Origin of the sequence: Mesorhizobium sp. J8 (assembly GCF_016591715.1) — a bacterium.
Lineage (GTDB): Bacteria > Pseudomonadota > Alphaproteobacteria > Rhizobiales > Rhizobiaceae > Mesorhizobium.
Genome location: NZ_AP024109.1, coordinates 2,643,443 through 2,656,026, shown reverse-complemented (window position 1 = coordinate 2,656,026; position 12,584 = coordinate 2,643,443). Strand labels below are relative to the sequence as shown.

The following is a 12,584-nucleotide window of genomic DNA, read 5'->3' as shown; positions in this document are numbered from 1 at the left end:
CGTTCCGTGTAGTCTCCGCTCTAAATTAGCGAGGACTCAAACGATGAGAATTGCGGTGATCGTCGCGCTGAGCGCGGCAGTGGCTGGATGCGTGTCCTCTCCGGTCGACTATGGCGCCTCGCTTTCGCAGCAGGATCCGAAATGGGCGTCGCCGGAATGCCAGCAGGCCCGCACAGCGGCTTCGGACTACGCCGCCCGCGAGAAGGAACACCCCGGCTGGGGCTACGGCGTGCTGGTTGGCCCCTACAGCATGGGACTCGTCGCAGCCGCCAAGGAGCACGAGCAACAGCAGCGACGGCTGCTCGCCCGCCAGATACATCTCCAGTGCTCGAGCCAGCCGCTGCCGAAGGAACTGGATTTCGACCCGTCAACCTACGCGCCGAAGAAGACACATTATCCGTAGACAGGGATGGCGCGTCCCAGTTCTACTCCGGCCGCTCCGCCGCGGCCTTGCCGTCGGATGCATAAAATGAGGATCGCCACGCCCGTGGCGGTCGTAACCTGGCTGGACAGTTTCAGCGCCGAGGCGCCTGTCCGGGCCCGAAAAGGCGGGAGCTGCGGGGCGCTGCCTGGAATTCCCCAGCCGCCATGTCCGAAACCGTAGCGCATGTCTTCATCGGCACGCGCCGGCGCCCGGAAGACGCCGTCGAGCGTCAGATGCTCGATGGCAACGGTCCTTGCCATTTCAGCCTTCGCTCCATGCTTTCAGCAGCGGCCCGTCCCTGCCATAGAGCGGATCCTTGTCGGGCCGGCCCACCGTCGGGATGGTGCGCAGCGCCTCGGCATGCTGCTCCGGACTGCGACATAGGTCGTATGTGCCGAAAGGCGGATAGGCTCCGACCACCAGAAGGTCGGCCGAGCCGGACAGGCGTTGGTGGCCTGTGCCTGCCGGCAGCACCGCCACGTCACCCGCCTTGACCTCCAGCACCTTGCCCTTGTCGCCGCCGAAGCGGACCTCGGCGTAGCCGCGCGCGATGCCCAGCACCTCATGGATGCGCGAGTGATAGTGGACGAAGCCATAGATGCCGTTGCGCCAGCTGCCGCCCCAGCCATTGGCACCGAAAATATCCTCGAAGACGGCAGCCGGATCGACGTCGTCCGGCAGTGGCACCGCGCCGGGATAGACGAGCATCGGCCAGCGCGGATGGTTGGGCACCAGCCCGTCATCGGCGAAGCGGAAGGTAAGGGGTTCCTTTTTGTCGACGGATTGCGCCATCTTTGCCGCTCCTGCAATGTCACCGTCTGGTCTAACGGCTTGTTGCGCGTTTTGCTCCGGTCCGTCCAAGGAGATCACGATGACTGCATTTCGCTTTTCGGCAATCGGCTTTCTTGTGTCGGCCCTTTTCGTTGCCGCTGGCGTCAGCGCGATCGCGGCGCCCGCATCCGCTGCGACGCCGGCCGCGACCACTAACGCGGCGCTCGCGCAGAACCTCTACAAACTCTGCCGCCAAGTGAAGAACGACGACACGGTCCGCCCCTATTCGCATGAGCTTTACGGCGGCACGGCCAAGGCGTTCAAGAAGCTGTTTCCAGACGCAAAGGCCACGCCGGCGGAATCGGAATTGCAGACCCAGGCCAACTATCGCTGCATGAACGGCAAGGTGCTGGTCTGCTTTGTCGGTGCCAACCTCCCTTGCGCCAGGATGAATACCGCGCGCGCCAATCCGGGTGCGGACGAATTCTGCAAGACCAACCCGAACGACGACACCGTGCCGGCCTTCGCGACAGGCCACGACGCCGTCTATTCCTACAAATGTCAAAACGGCAAGGCGGCGGTTGCCGGCAAGTCGTGGCAACTCGACAAGCGCGGGTTTGCGAAGACACTATGGGCGGTGGTCCCCGAGCCCTGAGACGGTTCGGAGCCGGGCCGGCGCCTAGAGCGTTTCACCGTTTCGCGGAAACGGCGAACCGCTCTATCTCTTTGTTTTTACGCAGTTCAGGAAGGAAAACCGCTCACACTTTTCCTGGAATTGCTCTAGACTTCGAGCATCACCTTGATGGCGCGGCGCTCATCCATGGCGCGATAGCCTTCGGCGACCTCGGCCAGCGGCAGCTTGAGATCAAAGACCTTGCCGGGCTTGATCCTGCCCTTGATGACGCGGTCCATCAGGTCGGGCAGGAAGCGGCGCACCGGCGCCGGGCCGCCCAGCATGCGCTTCTGGCCGAAGAACAACCTTTGGCCGTCTAAGCTCACGCCATGCGGCACACCGACATAGCCGATGGTGCCGCCGGGCCGCGAGCAGGCCAGCGCCTGGTCGAAGGATTCTCCCGTGCCGACGCATTCCAGCACCGAATCCGCGCCGACGCCCCTGGTCAGTTCCTTGATGCGCGCAATGCCTTCCTCGCCGCGTTCGGCCACGATGTCGGTGGCGCCGAGCTCGCGGGCGAGCTTCTGGCGGCTGTCGTGCCGGCTCATGGCGATGATGCGTTCGGCGCCCATCTCCCTGGCCGCGAGCACGCCCATCAGGCCGACCGCGCCGTCGCCGACGACGACCACCGTCGATCCCTCGCGGACCTCGGCTGCGTCGGCCGCATACCAGCCGGTGCCGAGCACGTCCGACACGGCCAGCAGGTCAGGGATAAGCTCGGCCGGCGGAACCTCGGACGTCGCCACCAGCGTTCCGTCGGCCAGCGGCACGCGGGCGTAGGGCGCCTGGGCGCCACTCATGAACTCGCGCTGCTCGCAGGAGGACTGGAAGCCGAAGCGGCAATGCGGACAGGTGTTGTCGGAAAGGCAGAAGGAGCCGACGACGAACTGTCCGGGACGAACCGTGCGCACCTCTGCGCCCACCTCGACGACGATGCCGCAATATTCATGGCCCATATGCATCGGCCCGTCGACCGGCTGCAGCCCGCGATAGGGCCAAAGGTCCGAGCCGCAGATGCAGCTTGCCGAGAGCTTGATGATGGCGTCCGTCGGCCGCAAGATTCTCGGGTCGGCGACTTCCTCGCAGCGGATGTCGCCGGGCTTGTTAAGAACGGTTGCGAGCATTTCTTGCTCTCCTTTCGTCGATCGTGTCAGGCGCCGTAATCGGCGTCGCTGACATGTTCCAGCCAGTCCACGACCTTGCCGTCCTTGACCTCCTGGAGGGCAAGGTGGGTCATGGCGGTTTCCGGAGACGCGCCGTGCCAGTGTTTTTCGCCAGGCGCGAACCAGACGACGTCACCGGGCCGGATCTCCTCGACCGGACCGCCTTCGCGCTGCACGCGGCCGAGCCCGGAGACGACGATCAGCGTCTGCCCCAGCGGATGCGTGTGCCAGGCGGTGCGGGCGCCCGGCTCGAAGGTGACCTGCGCGCCCTGCACGCGACCGGGGTCGAAGGGGTTGAAGAGCGGATCGATCCGCACCGTCCCGGTGAACCAACTGGCCGGACCTTTGCCGGAAGGCCTCGAGCCTGCGCGAAGAATGTCCATGATGATCTCCTTTTGCGTCCTCAGATGCGTTCTATGTGAAGCGGGAACTCGCCGCGCATGTGCAGCGCCTGTTCACCGTCGTCGAAGCGGCCGAGCCTGATCAACCCGGGATGGCGATAATCGGCGTAGAACATCGCCAGATTGCCCCAGGGCATGAAATAGCAAAGGGTCGTAGCGCCGCTATTGCCGAACGGACCGCTGCCCTCCTCGGTCAGCCTGCGCGGCAGGTAAGCGACCTTTTCATTGTGTGCGTAGCCGCTGATGGCGAGATGGAGCGGCAGCATGGAAAAGAAATCCCGCCCCGAAGGATAGGTCGTGTCCATGTGCCGCGGCCCGTCGGTCGAGCCCTCCAGTCGTTTCGCTGGCGGCTATATAAATCACCGGCACTATCTGGATTAGCCGTTGCAATCTGCATGGACTTATCCATTCTTGATATGAATTCGCGAGCGGAGGCTACGAACCGCCGCAGCTTGATCGAGCGGCCGAGCCAGGATGGTATCCCATGCAGCGTGAGGATCTGAAGGACTTGCTGTGGTTCCTGACGGTCGCCAGGGAGCGCAGCTTCACCAGGGCGGCGGCCGAGCTTGGCACATCGCAGTCGACGCTCAGCCATACGATCAAGCAACTGGAGGCGCGCCTCGGCGTGCGGCTGCTCACCCGCACGACGCGAAGCGTGGCACCAACGGAAGCGGGAGAGCGGCTCTACCAGTCGCTCGTCCCGCGCTTCGAAGGCATAGAGTCCGACCTTTCGAGCCTTGTGGCCTTCCGCGACAGCCCCGCGGGCACGGTGCGCATCACGCTGTCCGACCATGCGCTGCGCACGATCGTCTGGCCGAAGCTCGAGCCGATGCTGCGCGATTATCCGGATCTGCGCGTCGAGCTCTACAGCGACAACGGCATGCGCAACATCGTCGAGGAGCGCTTCGACGCCGGCGTGCGTCTTGGCGAGAGCGTCGACAAGGACATGATCGCGGTGCGCATCGGCCCCGACTGGCGGCTGGTGGCCGTCGCCTCGCCGGACTATTTTTCGCGCCGTCCGGTTCCGAAAATTCCGCAGGATCTCGTCGGACACGATTGCATCAGCCTGCGGCAGACCACCTTCGGCGGGCTCTATGCCTGGGAGTTCGAGAAGAAGGGCCGCGAGCTCAGGGTCCGGGTAGACGGTCAGCTGACCTTCAACACCACCATTCCCATGGTCGAGGCGGCGCTGAGCGGCCACGGCATCGCCTATGTCCCGGAAGACCTCGTCAGCCAACACGTCGCCGCGGGCAGGCTCAGAATCGTGCTCGACGACTGGAGCCTGCCCTTTCCGGGCTACCACCTCTACTATCCGAGCCGGCGGCAGCTCTCGCCGGCGATGGCGGTGATCGTCGAGGCGCTGCGGCATAGAAATTGATGCGGGCCTGCCGCGGGCCGCCTGCCGCAGGATTCGCCCAGCCGATCTGAATGCCACCGAGAGGCCCTGCCCCTGCAGGCCATAGCGGCCATGGCAATTATCTGTTCGTCATCGACGGTATCTAAGCATTCCCTATTGCAATCCCCGGAAGAAGAGGATTGATTAAAATCCTCGGGGGAGATCAAGATTGTGAATAGGGGTGTGGTACGGCTTCTTCCGAAGCCCAAGGTTTCAATATTCATTTGTGGATGCGGGCATACAGGGTCAACTTTGCTCGCCCGGATACTGGCTTCGCATCCGGAGATTTTTTCCATCCGCCGCGAGACAAGCGCGTTTGTCTCAAACAAAGGGGCGCGATGGACCAAGCTCAGCGTGGTTTTGTTGCAGGCGGCCATTTCGCGCCGCAGCGTCTGGGTCGAAAAGACCCCGAACCATATCCACTATACGAGGCAGATTGCCGAGACGATTCCGGGCGCGCGCTTTATCGTCGTCACGCGCGACGGCAGGGACATCGTGACCTCGCTCGGGCAGCGTTACGAAGGCGATTTCGACAAGGCTTTCCAAAGATGGATGGCCGACAGCAAGGCTTCGATGGCGCGTATCGAAAATGGCGAAAGTATCCTGTGGCGTTACGAGGACTTCATCGAATCGCCCGCGCTTTCCATCGAACGACTATGCCGCTTCATCGGCGTGACCTTCGACCCGGGCATTTTGAATTATCACCACCAGCCTGTCGTGTGGGGGCGGGAAAAGGCGGTGCGCACGCCGCATTCGGCTCGCCGGCACGCCCAGGTGAACCAGCCGATCACCGACTATAGGGGCGGCTGGCGATCCGGGCTGCCGGCGAACGTGGCCTGCCGCTTCGACGCAGGCGAAGCGCGGGAGATCATGGACTATTTCGGATACGCGCAGGGCGAACGTCTGCCGGAGGGTATCGATCTACAGAGCTAAGCGTAGTCGAGAAGCGACTGTTTGCGCGGGGACGGAAGTTGCAACGAGCGGTCCGCCGTTTCCGTGAAACGGCAGACCGCTCTAGCGAGGGACCAACCTTGAGACCTTGGGCCGCGGCGCGAAGAAGCAGCGCAGATAGGGCTGGTTGGTTATGACGTAGTTGTTCTCGCAGATATGGTACCGGCCGTCCGGCGATTCCTGCACGCGCTCTCGCGGGATGTTGAAACTATCGGGCAGATAGAGGTAGCCGCCGTCGGCCCTGGATTGCACCGAGGACTCCGGTATGGGGCGGCAATCCCTGCCGCCGCAGCACTTGAAGTTCGTTACCGGATCGACCTTGTTTTCGTACCAGTCATGGGCTCCAGCGCCTGTCGCGGCGGCGATGCAGATTACCGTGGCGATGACCCTTCGCATGGCATTCCTCGACGAGGCGGAGGCACTGCTCAGTCGAGCGTCATGTATATTAGCGTGCCCCGGGAAACGCCATTGCCCGGAAGGTCTGGAAGGCGACGCCCGGTCCTTGTGGACGGCGAGGAGTGAGGCGGGATCCCCAGCCAGAGGTCCGACCCTGCCCGCTCACACCAGCCGCTGCCCACCGTCGATATGGACGGTCTCGCCGGTCATGAACTCGTTCTGCATGAGATAGAGATAGGCCGGCGCGATGTCGGCGGGCCTGGCGATCCTGCCGGCCGGAATGCGGCCGCCCATCTCGTTGAAATAACCTGTCTTGGCCTCGCCGACGATCTCGTCCCACATCTCGGTGTCGACCCAGCCGGGCGAGACGATGTTGACGCGGGTCGGCGCGAGTTCCAGCGCGAGCGCGCGGGCGAAATAGGTGAAGGAACCGGCGACCGCCGAAACCACCGAGCCGCCAGGCACAGGCGGGCGGTCCTTGTTGATGCCGGAGGTGAAGATCATCGAGCCGCCCTTGTTCAGCGTGCGCAGGGCGTGCTTGGCCAGCATCACCGCGCCGATCAGCTTACCGTCGACGAAGCCGCGCACGAAATCCATGTCGGTTTCGCCGATCGGATCATTGGGCGGCGGCGTGCCGGCGGTCGCCACCAGGTGATCGAAGGAGCCCGCTTGCTCGAACAGGCGGGAGACGTCGGTCTCGTTCGCCATATCGGCGGCGATGGCCGTCACGCGCCCTGCCCCGCCGAGCCTCTTCGCTGCGGCCCTCAGCTTGTCCGCCGAACGGCCGGCGATCACCAGCTCGGCGCCGTTTTCGAGCGCCGCGGCCGCAACGCCGAAACCTAAGCCGGAGCTGCCGCCGACGACGACGATCTTCTTTCCTGCGAGAGTGGTCATGGGTCTTCTCCGTTCTTCAATCGGGACATTGAGCTCAGGCGCGGCCTCCGTGGGCCGCTTGAAGGTCGGCGAGGACGATCTTCCTCATCGAGTACATCGCCTGGCGTGCCCGACCGGCCTTTTCACGGTCCGGGTCGTTCATCAGGCGCAAGGCCTCGCTCGGGATGACCTGCCAGTAGACGCCGAACTTGTCCTTGAGCCAGCCGCAGGGCTGTTCCGAGCCGCCGCCGGCAGTGAGCGCGTTCCAGAAATAATCGGTCTCTGCCTGGTCCTTCGTCTCGATGTAAAGCGAGATGCGCTCGTTGAAGGGCGGCACGCCGCCGGCGTTGAGTGCCGTAAAACGCTGGCCTTCGAGCTCGAAGTCGAAGATCGCGTGCGGCTTGTCGGTGAACTCGATCGCTCCGAGCGTCCGGCTGTTCTTGAAGACCGAGAGATAGAAATCCCGCGCCGCTTCGGCATCGAGGTTGAACCAGAGGAAGGGATGAACGGTGGCCATAGTGTCCTCGCAGGTTTTTAGGTGAGTGTTGATCACAAATTCTGTGAGGATTTTTGGCTGGAAAAAGCTCGACGGACAAACCAAAGTTTGGCAAGTATTTGTTACCATAACTCACAAATGGCTTCGCCATGGCCCGCCGACTGCCGCCTCTCAACGCCTTGCCCGCCTTCGAGGCCGCCGCCCGGCACCTTAATTTTTCCAGAGCCGCCGATGAGCTCAACCTCACGCATGGCGCAATCAGCCGGGCGATAAAACATCTGGAGGATCAGCTCGGCGTGCAGCTCTTCGAGCGCGCGACGCGTTCGGTGCGACTAACCCCGGTCGGCGAGCCTTATGCGATTGCCGTGCGCGAGGCGCTGGACCAACTCGCGCTGGCGACGCAAACCGCGACCTCGCGCCAGTCGGGTTCGACGCTCAACGTCAGCACGTCGGACGGCTTCGCCGGAAAATGGCTGGTGCCGAGGCTCTATCGCTTCCATCGCGCGCATAGCGACATCGATGTGCGCGTCTCGACCACCGGCAGGTTGACCAATTTCCGCGGCGACGGCATCGACGTCGCCATCCGCTACGGCGCCGACCACTATCACGGGCTGACCGCGGAGTTCCTCACCGGCGAGGAGGTGTTTCCGGTCTGCAGCCCGAAGCTGCTGGAAGGCCCGCATCCGCTCAAGCACCCGCAGGATCTCAAGCACCACACGCTGATCCGCGACGGCTATCGCATCGATTGGGCGGCGTGGCTCGCCAGCGCCGGCGTCGAAGGCGTCGACCCGAATAGCGGCCTCACCTTCGATTCCGCCACTTTCGCGGTGGAATCCGCCGTGCAGGGCGAAGGCGTGGTGCTCGGCCGCACCATGCTGGTTTCCGCCGATCTCGCCTCCGGCAGGCTGGTGCGGCCGTTCGATCACGCGCTGAAGGCGGTGTCGAGCTTCTATCTGGTCTATCCGCCGGAAGCGATCCGCCAGCGCAAGGTGAAGGCGTTTCGCGACTGGCTGTTTTCCGAGATTGGGCCGGGCTGACGCGTCGGCTCCAGGAAACCTTCCTTCGGCTCTGCGGTTGATACCGATCCGACAGAGGGTGCTTTCATGGCGAGACAAAAGACGGCAACGGCCAGACCCGCCAATCGGCCGCGCTCACGCCCGCTGAAGGGCGAAGATACGGAAGTGAAGCACGTCGTCGAGACGCAGGGTCTATCAGCCTCGCAGGCGCGGGAACTTGTGCGGCGCTACGGCAACGATTGGCGCAAGATCGAGGAAGCCGCGAAAACCTACAAGAGCGACGACTAGGCCCACGTGACGGCCTGACGCTATCGCGATAGCCCCCGATGTCAGGTCTTAACCTGACCGCATCACACCAGGCTCAGCGGCCTCGTCCGCCCGACCGGGTCGCCGGGCTTCCGACACCAGATCCTGGAATTCGATGGTCGTCACCAGATAGCCGGCCTCGTCGTAGATCTTGGTCACCCAGGATGTCGGGTCCGATCCCGCTGCAATGCCGTCAAGCATGGCTTCCCTGGCAGCCCGTTTGGCCTCGGCTTTCGCGGTTTCGAGATTTTCCATCTCGAGTTGGATCGGCGGCCGCGCCGCGGATTCGAGGAACTCAAAGCGGAATTTCGGCATTCGGCTCTCCGTTTCCAGCGCTGGGCCGCACAGGCGCAATCGACCCGTGATCTTCGCCGCCGTAATCGCGTTGCTCTTCCAGCACGGTCTCGGCGATGTATTCCTTCAGGTCGCCCACTTCCTCGCTGATCTCATCAGGCTCTATGCCTTGGCTTTCAGCGTCAGCGATACATCGCTCCGCCAATTCGGCGGCGACTATCTCCGTCGGCATCGACGCCGTGGGTTCGGCTTTATGTTCATCGATCCACTCTTCCACGAAATGGGCGGTTCTGTTCACGAGCATGTCGGCCTCCGGCGAGGCTTCGGCTACGGCCTGTTCCAGCTTGATGTCCATGCAAGACCATCCTTGAATGATCTTGTTCAACGCCGATTGCTCGCAAAGGATGCACCAGCTCGGTAGATGGCGGCGGCGGGCCAGGGATCGGCTTACCGAGCGCTGGCCGGAGCCCCGCGCAGGCCAGCCGGGAACCTGAATCACGGTCGAACATTCTTGCTGTTGGGAGAAACTGACCGCAGGCGAAAGACGTGAAGGCTCAGGGCTTTAGAGCGCTGCTGGCCAGCAGAACATTCGCTGCCCGGCGCAACGCCGGCTATTGGCTCGACATCCTCAAATATGTCGCCGTAGCCGTCGCCGCCGCGGTTGTCACGTTGGCCGCGGTAAACCTGACCCCCGAGCCTCGTGTCATCCGCACGATCGTTCCGCATCGTTTCTATGCGACCGACCCGCAATTCGTGCGCAGCATGAGCAGCTATTCGCAAGGGCAGATGTTCGAGCGGAACGCTGTGCAAACCCTGGTCAACGGCGATGAGATTTTTCCGGCGATGCTGCAAGCGATCGGCGCGGCCCAAACCAGTGTCGACATGGAGACCTATATTTATTGGTCGGGCTCGGTCGGTTATCAGTTCGCCACCGCCTTGGCCACGAAAGCCCGCGAAGGCGTCGAGGTCCGAGTGCTTGTCGATTGGCTTGGCAGCTTGCCTTTCGACGAGAACCTCATCCACATCATGACGGGCGCCGGGGTGCGGTTCGAGCGCTACCGGCCGATCTACTGGTATACGCTTGACCGTGTGAACAATCGGACCCACCGCAAACTGCTCGTCGTGGACGGTCGGGTCGCGTTCACCGGCGGGGTCGGCATCGCGGACAACTGGCTGGGCGATGCGCGCAATCCGAACGAGTGGCGCGACACCCATTATCGGATTGAAGGGCCATCCGTGGGCGCGTTCCAGGCAGCCTTCGCCGAGAATTGGCTAGAGACCGCGGGCGAAACACTGCAAGGAGAGAAGTTCTATCCACGACCCGAACCCGCAGGTGCGCTTAGCGCCCAGTTGATCCTTTCATCACAACCGAACGGCTCCGAGAACATGGAGCTGATGATGCTGGCCGCGATCGCAGCGGCCAGGGATCATTTGCGCATCGGCATGGCCTATTTCGTGCCGGACGAAATCGCGCTGCAGCAGATACTCGACGCCAGGAAGAGAGGCGTGGCCGTCGACGTCATCGTACCCAATTCATTGACCGACGTGCCCATCGTCCGAAAAGGCTCGCGCCATTTCTGGGGGCAACTGCTCGAAGCGGGCGTGCGCATCTACGAGTTTCAGCCGACGATGTATCATCCCAAACTGCTCATCGTCGACGACGTTTGGGTGAGCTTCGGCTCCACCAATCTGGACGAGCGCTCATTGCGCCTGAACGACGAAGCCAGCCTCAATGTCTACGGCAGGGATTTTGCGCATACGCAAATCGACTTGTTTAACAAGGACCTGAACCGGTCGCGGCAGATCAGCCTGGCGGAGTGGCAGGCGCGCCCACTGACCGAGAAAGTTACTGATTGGCTTGCGAGCAAGCTGCATACGCAGCTTTAGCGCACGAAGAGTTTTCCTGATCCGATTCACCTGGGTTAGAGCGGATCATCTACAAACATGCAGGATGGTCGCGCCAAACGTTGGGGTTGGCAGTCCCGGTCGGCGGCCGTTGTGTCACGAACATGCCCGCCGGCCGGGTATCCTTTGGGCTGGGGCACGGAGGAGGAGACATGCCGATCACGAGATTGTCGAAAGGCGCATTTCTGCCAGACGAGGTGAACTTTCTTGGCCGCGTGCTTGAACTCGGCGCAGGTGTCAATGAAACCGAAGACCAGCGCGAGCGGCGGGCCTTGCGCATCATTGCGAACTACATGGCGGGGATCACCGACGAGCGGGAGCTGGCGGAGCTATCACGTAGACCGCTCGGCAGATAATTTCACCGCGGAGCGGCTAACCAAGCAAAGCCGTGTTGAAACTTTCGATGGTCCTTCTAGTTCGGTTGGAAGGAGGATCTTTGATATGACTGAACCTGGTGAAGGCAGTTCCCATGGTCGAATTGACGACAGGCAGCTCGTCATTCTGCTGAAGCAAAAAACCGGCATCTCGGATGCTCAAGCCAGAAGGCTGATAAAGGCGGTAGGACGCGACCGTCCGTCGCTTCTGCGCGAAGCCCGAATTATAAAGGCGCGTCTGCAAACGTCTGCCTCAAGCCGCGTGTGACCGGCTGAATGCGACGCATGCCTGCCGGATCTCCGCCGGCGTCTTGCGCTGGCGGCTTTGCAGATCGAGCCTGCTGAAGCAAAGCTCATCGAAATTCGCCGCTTGCGAAGACGTGCTTGTTGCGCGATGCTTTGCAAAATGGCTGGCGAGTATCTGGATCACAAACTGGAATGCCCTTTTTGCGGCACCATCCGTCTGCACATCCCGGCCGATGCCCAACCCGCAACGCCGATCCACTGCGCCGAGTGCGGCGCGTATCTCGGCACTTGGGACGAGCTTCAAACCGACTTCGAGCAGCAAGGCGGTACGGACGGCGTGTTCCGGCTGGACAAGGGGCGTATCCAGAAGCTCAACTCCAGTCGGTGAGAAGGCCGCCACCGCCAGTTTGGATGCCGGTTGATCAACCGAGCAGCATCGGACCGGAAATGGGACATGACTGCATCCGCCGAGTCCTTGACGACTTAAACCCATAAACCCATATCGCATGATGGCGCGGACCCGCTGCGATTCCCGCCCTTTTCAACTCTAATTGTTCGTTCGACTTGGAGGATCTTATGAACGATCGGATGTTCGACAGCCCTGTTTTCGTCAAGAGCGGAGACAGCCTCATCCAGGAAATAGCCTGCCTCGAAGACGCCCTGGAATTTCTCTATGAATGGCCCAGGAACCGACGCGGGCCGATCTATGAAACGGCTCTGCGCGCCTGCCAGCGGGCATTCGACAGCGGCTTTCCGCTGACCGCCGCCAGAGAGGCGTTTTGCGGTTTCGCGAAATCCGCCAGAATCCAGGAAGACGTGAGCACCACCTTGCCCTGGATGGTGGGCAAAGGCGGCAAAGGTGGCGGGCTGACCGTCTGATTGCGGATCGAGGAGGATTC

Annotated in this window: 20 protein-coding genes and 1 pseudogene; 11 read left to right on the top strand and 10 right to left on the bottom strand. The window is 62.5% G+C overall.

Features of this window, described 5'->3' with window-relative positions; all coding sequences use genetic code 11:
* The first annotated feature begins 43 nt into the window (after positions 1 to 43).
* Positions 44 to 403 (top strand): hypothetical protein, encoded by a 360-nt coding sequence (locus MJ8_RS12435; RefSeq protein WP_201414637.1) that lies wholly within the window; start codon positions 44 to 46, stop codon positions 401 to 403.
* Here the strand turns inward: MJ8_RS12435 and MJ8_RS12430 are convergent.
* Both MJ8_RS12430 and MJ8_RS12425 read right to left on the bottom strand, forming a co-directional pair.
* The gene (locus MJ8_RS12430; RefSeq protein ID WP_201414636.1) at positions 394 to 684 is read right to left on the bottom strand and encodes a hypothetical protein; all 291 of its coding nucleotides are present in this window, start codon (positions 682 to 684) and stop codon (positions 394 to 396) included. The two genes, MJ8_RS12435 and MJ8_RS12430, sit on opposite strands and share 10 nt — an antisense overlap.
* A gap of 1 nt (position 685) precedes the next feature.
* Positions 686 to 1,216, bottom strand: a complete 531-nt coding sequence (locus MJ8_RS12425; protein ID WP_201414635.1) for a cupin — start codon at positions 1,214 to 1,216, stop codon at positions 686 to 688.
* 79 nt (positions 1,217 to 1,295) lie between these two features.
* Between MJ8_RS12425 and MJ8_RS12420 the strand changes: the two genes are divergently transcribed.
* Entirely contained in the window at positions 1,296 to 1,850 is a 555-nt protein-coding gene (locus tag MJ8_RS12420) for a hypothetical protein (RefSeq protein WP_201414634.1), read from the top strand.
* Positions 1,851 to 1,975: 125 nt separating this feature from the next.
* Here MJ8_RS12420 and MJ8_RS12415 read toward each other — a convergent pair whose 3' ends face one another.
* The 3 genes and pseudogenes from MJ8_RS12415 to MJ8_RS12405 form a co-directional block, all read right to left on the bottom strand.
* Entirely contained in the window at positions 1,976 to 2,992 is a 1,017-nt protein-coding gene (locus tag MJ8_RS12415; protein ID WP_201414633.1) for a zinc-dependent alcohol dehydrogenase family protein, read from the bottom strand.
* A gap of 26 nt (positions 2,993 to 3,018) precedes the next feature.
* On the bottom strand, positions 3,019 to 3,414 hold the full coding sequence (locus MJ8_RS12410) for a cupin domain-containing protein (protein ID WP_201414632.1): 396 nt from the start codon (positions 3,412 to 3,414) through the stop codon (positions 3,019 to 3,021).
* A 20-nt stretch (positions 3,415 to 3,434) separates the two neighbouring features.
* Positions 3,435 to 3,722, bottom strand: a pseudogene (locus tag MJ8_RS12405) (cyclophilin-like fold protein); the annotation flags it as partial.
* Between the two features lie 194 nt (positions 3,723 to 3,916).
* Here MJ8_RS12405 and MJ8_RS12400 point away from each other — a divergent pair.
* On the top strand, positions 3,917 to 4,810 hold the full coding sequence (locus tag MJ8_RS12400) for a LysR family transcriptional regulator (protein ID WP_201414630.1): 894 nt from the start codon (positions 3,917 to 3,919) through the stop codon (positions 4,808 to 4,810).
* 201 nt (positions 4,811 to 5,011) lie between these two features.
* Positions 5,012 to 5,761: a sulfotransferase family protein gene (locus MJ8_RS12395; RefSeq protein WP_201414629.1), complete on the top strand. Its 750-nt coding sequence runs from the start codon at positions 5,012 to 5,014 to the stop codon at positions 5,759 to 5,761.
* A gap of 81 nt (positions 5,762 to 5,842) precedes the next feature.
* Here MJ8_RS12395 and MJ8_RS12390 read toward each other — a convergent pair whose 3' ends face one another.
* The 3 genes from MJ8_RS12390 to MJ8_RS12380 all read right to left on the bottom strand — a co-directional run bounded on the left by MJ8_RS12390 (position 5,843) and on the right by MJ8_RS12380 (position 7,565).
* Positions 5,843 to 6,175, bottom strand: coding sequence for a hypothetical protein (locus tag MJ8_RS12390; RefSeq protein WP_201414628.1), 333 nt, complete (start codon positions 6,173 to 6,175; stop codon positions 5,843 to 5,845).
* A 162-nt stretch (positions 6,176 to 6,337) separates the two neighbouring features.
* Positions 6,338 to 7,069 carry an SDR family oxidoreductase gene (locus MJ8_RS12385; protein WP_201414627.1) on the bottom strand — a complete coding sequence of 244 codons (732 nt, stop codon included), beginning with the start codon at positions 7,067 to 7,069 and terminating at the stop codon, positions 6,338 to 6,340.
* Between the two features lie 34 nt (positions 7,070 to 7,103).
* Entirely contained in the window at positions 7,104 to 7,565 is a 462-nt protein-coding gene (locus MJ8_RS12380) for a VOC family protein (protein ID WP_201414626.1), read from the bottom strand.
* 128 nt (positions 7,566 to 7,693) lie between these two features.
* Here MJ8_RS12380 and MJ8_RS12375 point away from each other — a divergent pair, with 128 nt between their 5' ends.
* Together MJ8_RS12375 and MJ8_RS12370 are read left to right on the top strand one after the other, a co-directional pair.
* Positions 7,694 to 8,581, top strand: a complete 888-nt coding sequence (locus MJ8_RS12375; RefSeq protein ID WP_201414625.1) for a transcriptional regulator GcvA — start codon at positions 7,694 to 7,696, stop codon at positions 8,579 to 8,581.
* Positions 8,582 to 8,647: 66 nt separating this feature from the next.
* A complete protein-coding gene (locus MJ8_RS12370; protein ID WP_201415647.1) occupies positions 8,648 to 8,848 on the top strand; it encodes a hypothetical protein in 201 nt (66 codons plus the stop codon).
* A 48-nt stretch (positions 8,849 to 8,896) separates the two neighbouring features.
* On the opposite strand, the gene MJ8_RS12365 is transcribed toward MJ8_RS12370, so the two are convergent.
* Both MJ8_RS12365 and MJ8_RS12360 read right to left on the bottom strand, forming a co-directional pair.
* Positions 8,897 to 9,181 (bottom strand): DUF6894 family protein, encoded by a 285-nt coding sequence (locus MJ8_RS12365; RefSeq protein ID WP_201414624.1) that lies wholly within the window; start codon positions 9,179 to 9,181, stop codon positions 8,897 to 8,899.
* Positions 9,162 to 9,515 (bottom strand): DUF768 domain-containing protein, encoded by a 354-nt coding sequence (locus MJ8_RS12360; protein ID WP_201414623.1) that lies wholly within the window; start codon positions 9,513 to 9,515, stop codon positions 9,162 to 9,164. Before MJ8_RS12360 ends, MJ8_RS12365 begins: the two co-directional genes overlap by 20 nt.
* 191 nt (positions 9,516 to 9,706) lie before the next feature.
* Between MJ8_RS12360 and MJ8_RS12355 the strand changes: the two genes are divergently transcribed.
* The 5 genes from MJ8_RS12355 to MJ8_RS12335 all read left to right on the top strand — a co-directional run bounded on the left by MJ8_RS12355 (position 9,707) and on the right by MJ8_RS12335 (position 12,564).
* The gene (locus MJ8_RS12355; protein WP_201414622.1) at positions 9,707 to 11,047 is read left to right on the top strand and encodes a phospholipase D-like domain-containing protein; all 1,341 of its coding nucleotides are present in this window, start codon (positions 9,707 to 9,709) and stop codon (positions 11,045 to 11,047) included.
* Between the two features lie 170 nt (positions 11,048 to 11,217).
* Complete coding sequence (locus MJ8_RS12350; RefSeq protein WP_201414621.1) at positions 11,218 to 11,421, top strand: hypothetical protein; 204 nt, start codon at positions 11,218 to 11,220, stop codon at positions 11,419 to 11,421.
* Positions 11,422 to 11,506: 85 nt separating this feature from the next.
* Entirely contained in the window at positions 11,507 to 11,707 is a 201-nt protein-coding gene (locus MJ8_RS12345) for a hypothetical protein (protein WP_201414620.1), read from the top strand.
* 57 nt (positions 11,708 to 11,764) lie between these two features.
* Entirely contained in the window at positions 11,765 to 12,073 is a 309-nt protein-coding gene (locus MJ8_RS12340; RefSeq protein WP_225248231.1) for a hypothetical protein, read from the top strand.
* 188 nt (positions 12,074 to 12,261) lie between these two features.
* On the top strand, positions 12,262 to 12,564 hold the full coding sequence (locus MJ8_RS12335; protein WP_201414619.1) for a DUF982 domain-containing protein: 303 nt from the start codon (positions 12,262 to 12,264) through the stop codon (positions 12,562 to 12,564).
* The last annotated feature ends 20 nt before the right edge of the window (positions 12,565 to 12,584 follow it).

What these genes read in the sequence shown, in the direction of transcription:
- MJ8_RS12435 (WP_201414637.1), top strand. Translation starts at nt 44, where the DNA reads ATGAGAATTGCGGTGATCGTCGCGCTGAGCGCGGCAGTGGCTGGATGC.
- MJ8_RS12430 (WP_201414636.1), bottom strand. Translation starts at nt 684, where the DNA reads ATGGCAAGGACCGTTGCCATCGAGCATCTGACGCTCGACGGCGTCTTC.
- MJ8_RS12425 (WP_201414635.1), bottom strand. Translation starts at nt 1,216, where the DNA reads ATGGCGCAATCCGTCGACAAAAAGGAACCCCTTACCTTCCGCTTCGCC.
- MJ8_RS12420 (WP_201414634.1), top strand. Translation starts at nt 1,296, where the DNA reads ATGACTGCATTTCGCTTTTCGGCAATCGGCTTTCTTGTGTCGGCCCTT.
- MJ8_RS12415 (WP_201414633.1), bottom strand. Translation starts at nt 2,992, where the DNA reads ATGCTCGCAACCGTTCTTAACAAGCCCGGCGACATCCGCTGCGAGGAA.
- MJ8_RS12410 (WP_201414632.1), bottom strand. Translation starts at nt 3,414, where the DNA reads ATGGACATTCTTCGCGCAGGCTCGAGGCCTTCCGGCAAAGGTCCGGCC.
- MJ8_RS12400 (WP_201414630.1), top strand. Translation starts at nt 3,917, where the DNA reads ATGCAGCGTGAGGATCTGAAGGACTTGCTGTGGTTCCTGACGGTCGCC.
- MJ8_RS12390 (WP_201414628.1), bottom strand. Translation starts at nt 6,175, where the DNA reads ATGCGAAGGGTCATCGCCACGGTAATCTGCATCGCCGCCGCGACAGGC.
- MJ8_RS12385 (WP_201414627.1), bottom strand. Translation starts at nt 7,069, where the DNA reads ATGACCACTCTCGCAGGAAAGAAGATCGTCGTCGTCGGCGGCAGCTCC.
- MJ8_RS12380 (WP_201414626.1), bottom strand. Translation starts at nt 7,565, where the DNA reads ATGGCCACCGTTCATCCCTTCCTCTGGTTCAACCTCGATGCCGAAGCG.
- MJ8_RS12375 (WP_201414625.1), top strand. Translation starts at nt 7,694, where the DNA reads ATGGCCCGCCGACTGCCGCCTCTCAACGCCTTGCCCGCCTTCGAGGCC.
- MJ8_RS12370 (WP_201415647.1), top strand. Translation starts at nt 8,648, where the DNA reads ATGGCGAGACAAAAGACGGCAACGGCCAGACCCGCCAATCGGCCGCGC.
- MJ8_RS12365 (WP_201414624.1), bottom strand. Translation starts at nt 9,181, where the DNA reads ATGCCGAAATTCCGCTTTGAGTTCCTCGAATCCGCGGCGCGGCCGCCG.
- MJ8_RS12360 (WP_201414623.1), bottom strand. Translation starts at nt 9,515, where the DNA reads ATGGACATCAAGCTGGAACAGGCCGTAGCCGAAGCCTCGCCGGAGGCC.
- MJ8_RS12350 (WP_201414621.1), top strand. Translation starts at nt 11,218, where the DNA reads ATGCCGATCACGAGATTGTCGAAAGGCGCATTTCTGCCAGACGAGGTG.
- MJ8_RS12345 (WP_201414620.1), top strand. Translation starts at nt 11,507, where the DNA reads ATGACTGAACCTGGTGAAGGCAGTTCCCATGGTCGAATTGACGACAGG.
- MJ8_RS12335 (WP_201414619.1), top strand. Translation starts at nt 12,262, where the DNA reads ATGAACGATCGGATGTTCGACAGCCCTGTTTTCGTCAAGAGCGGAGAC.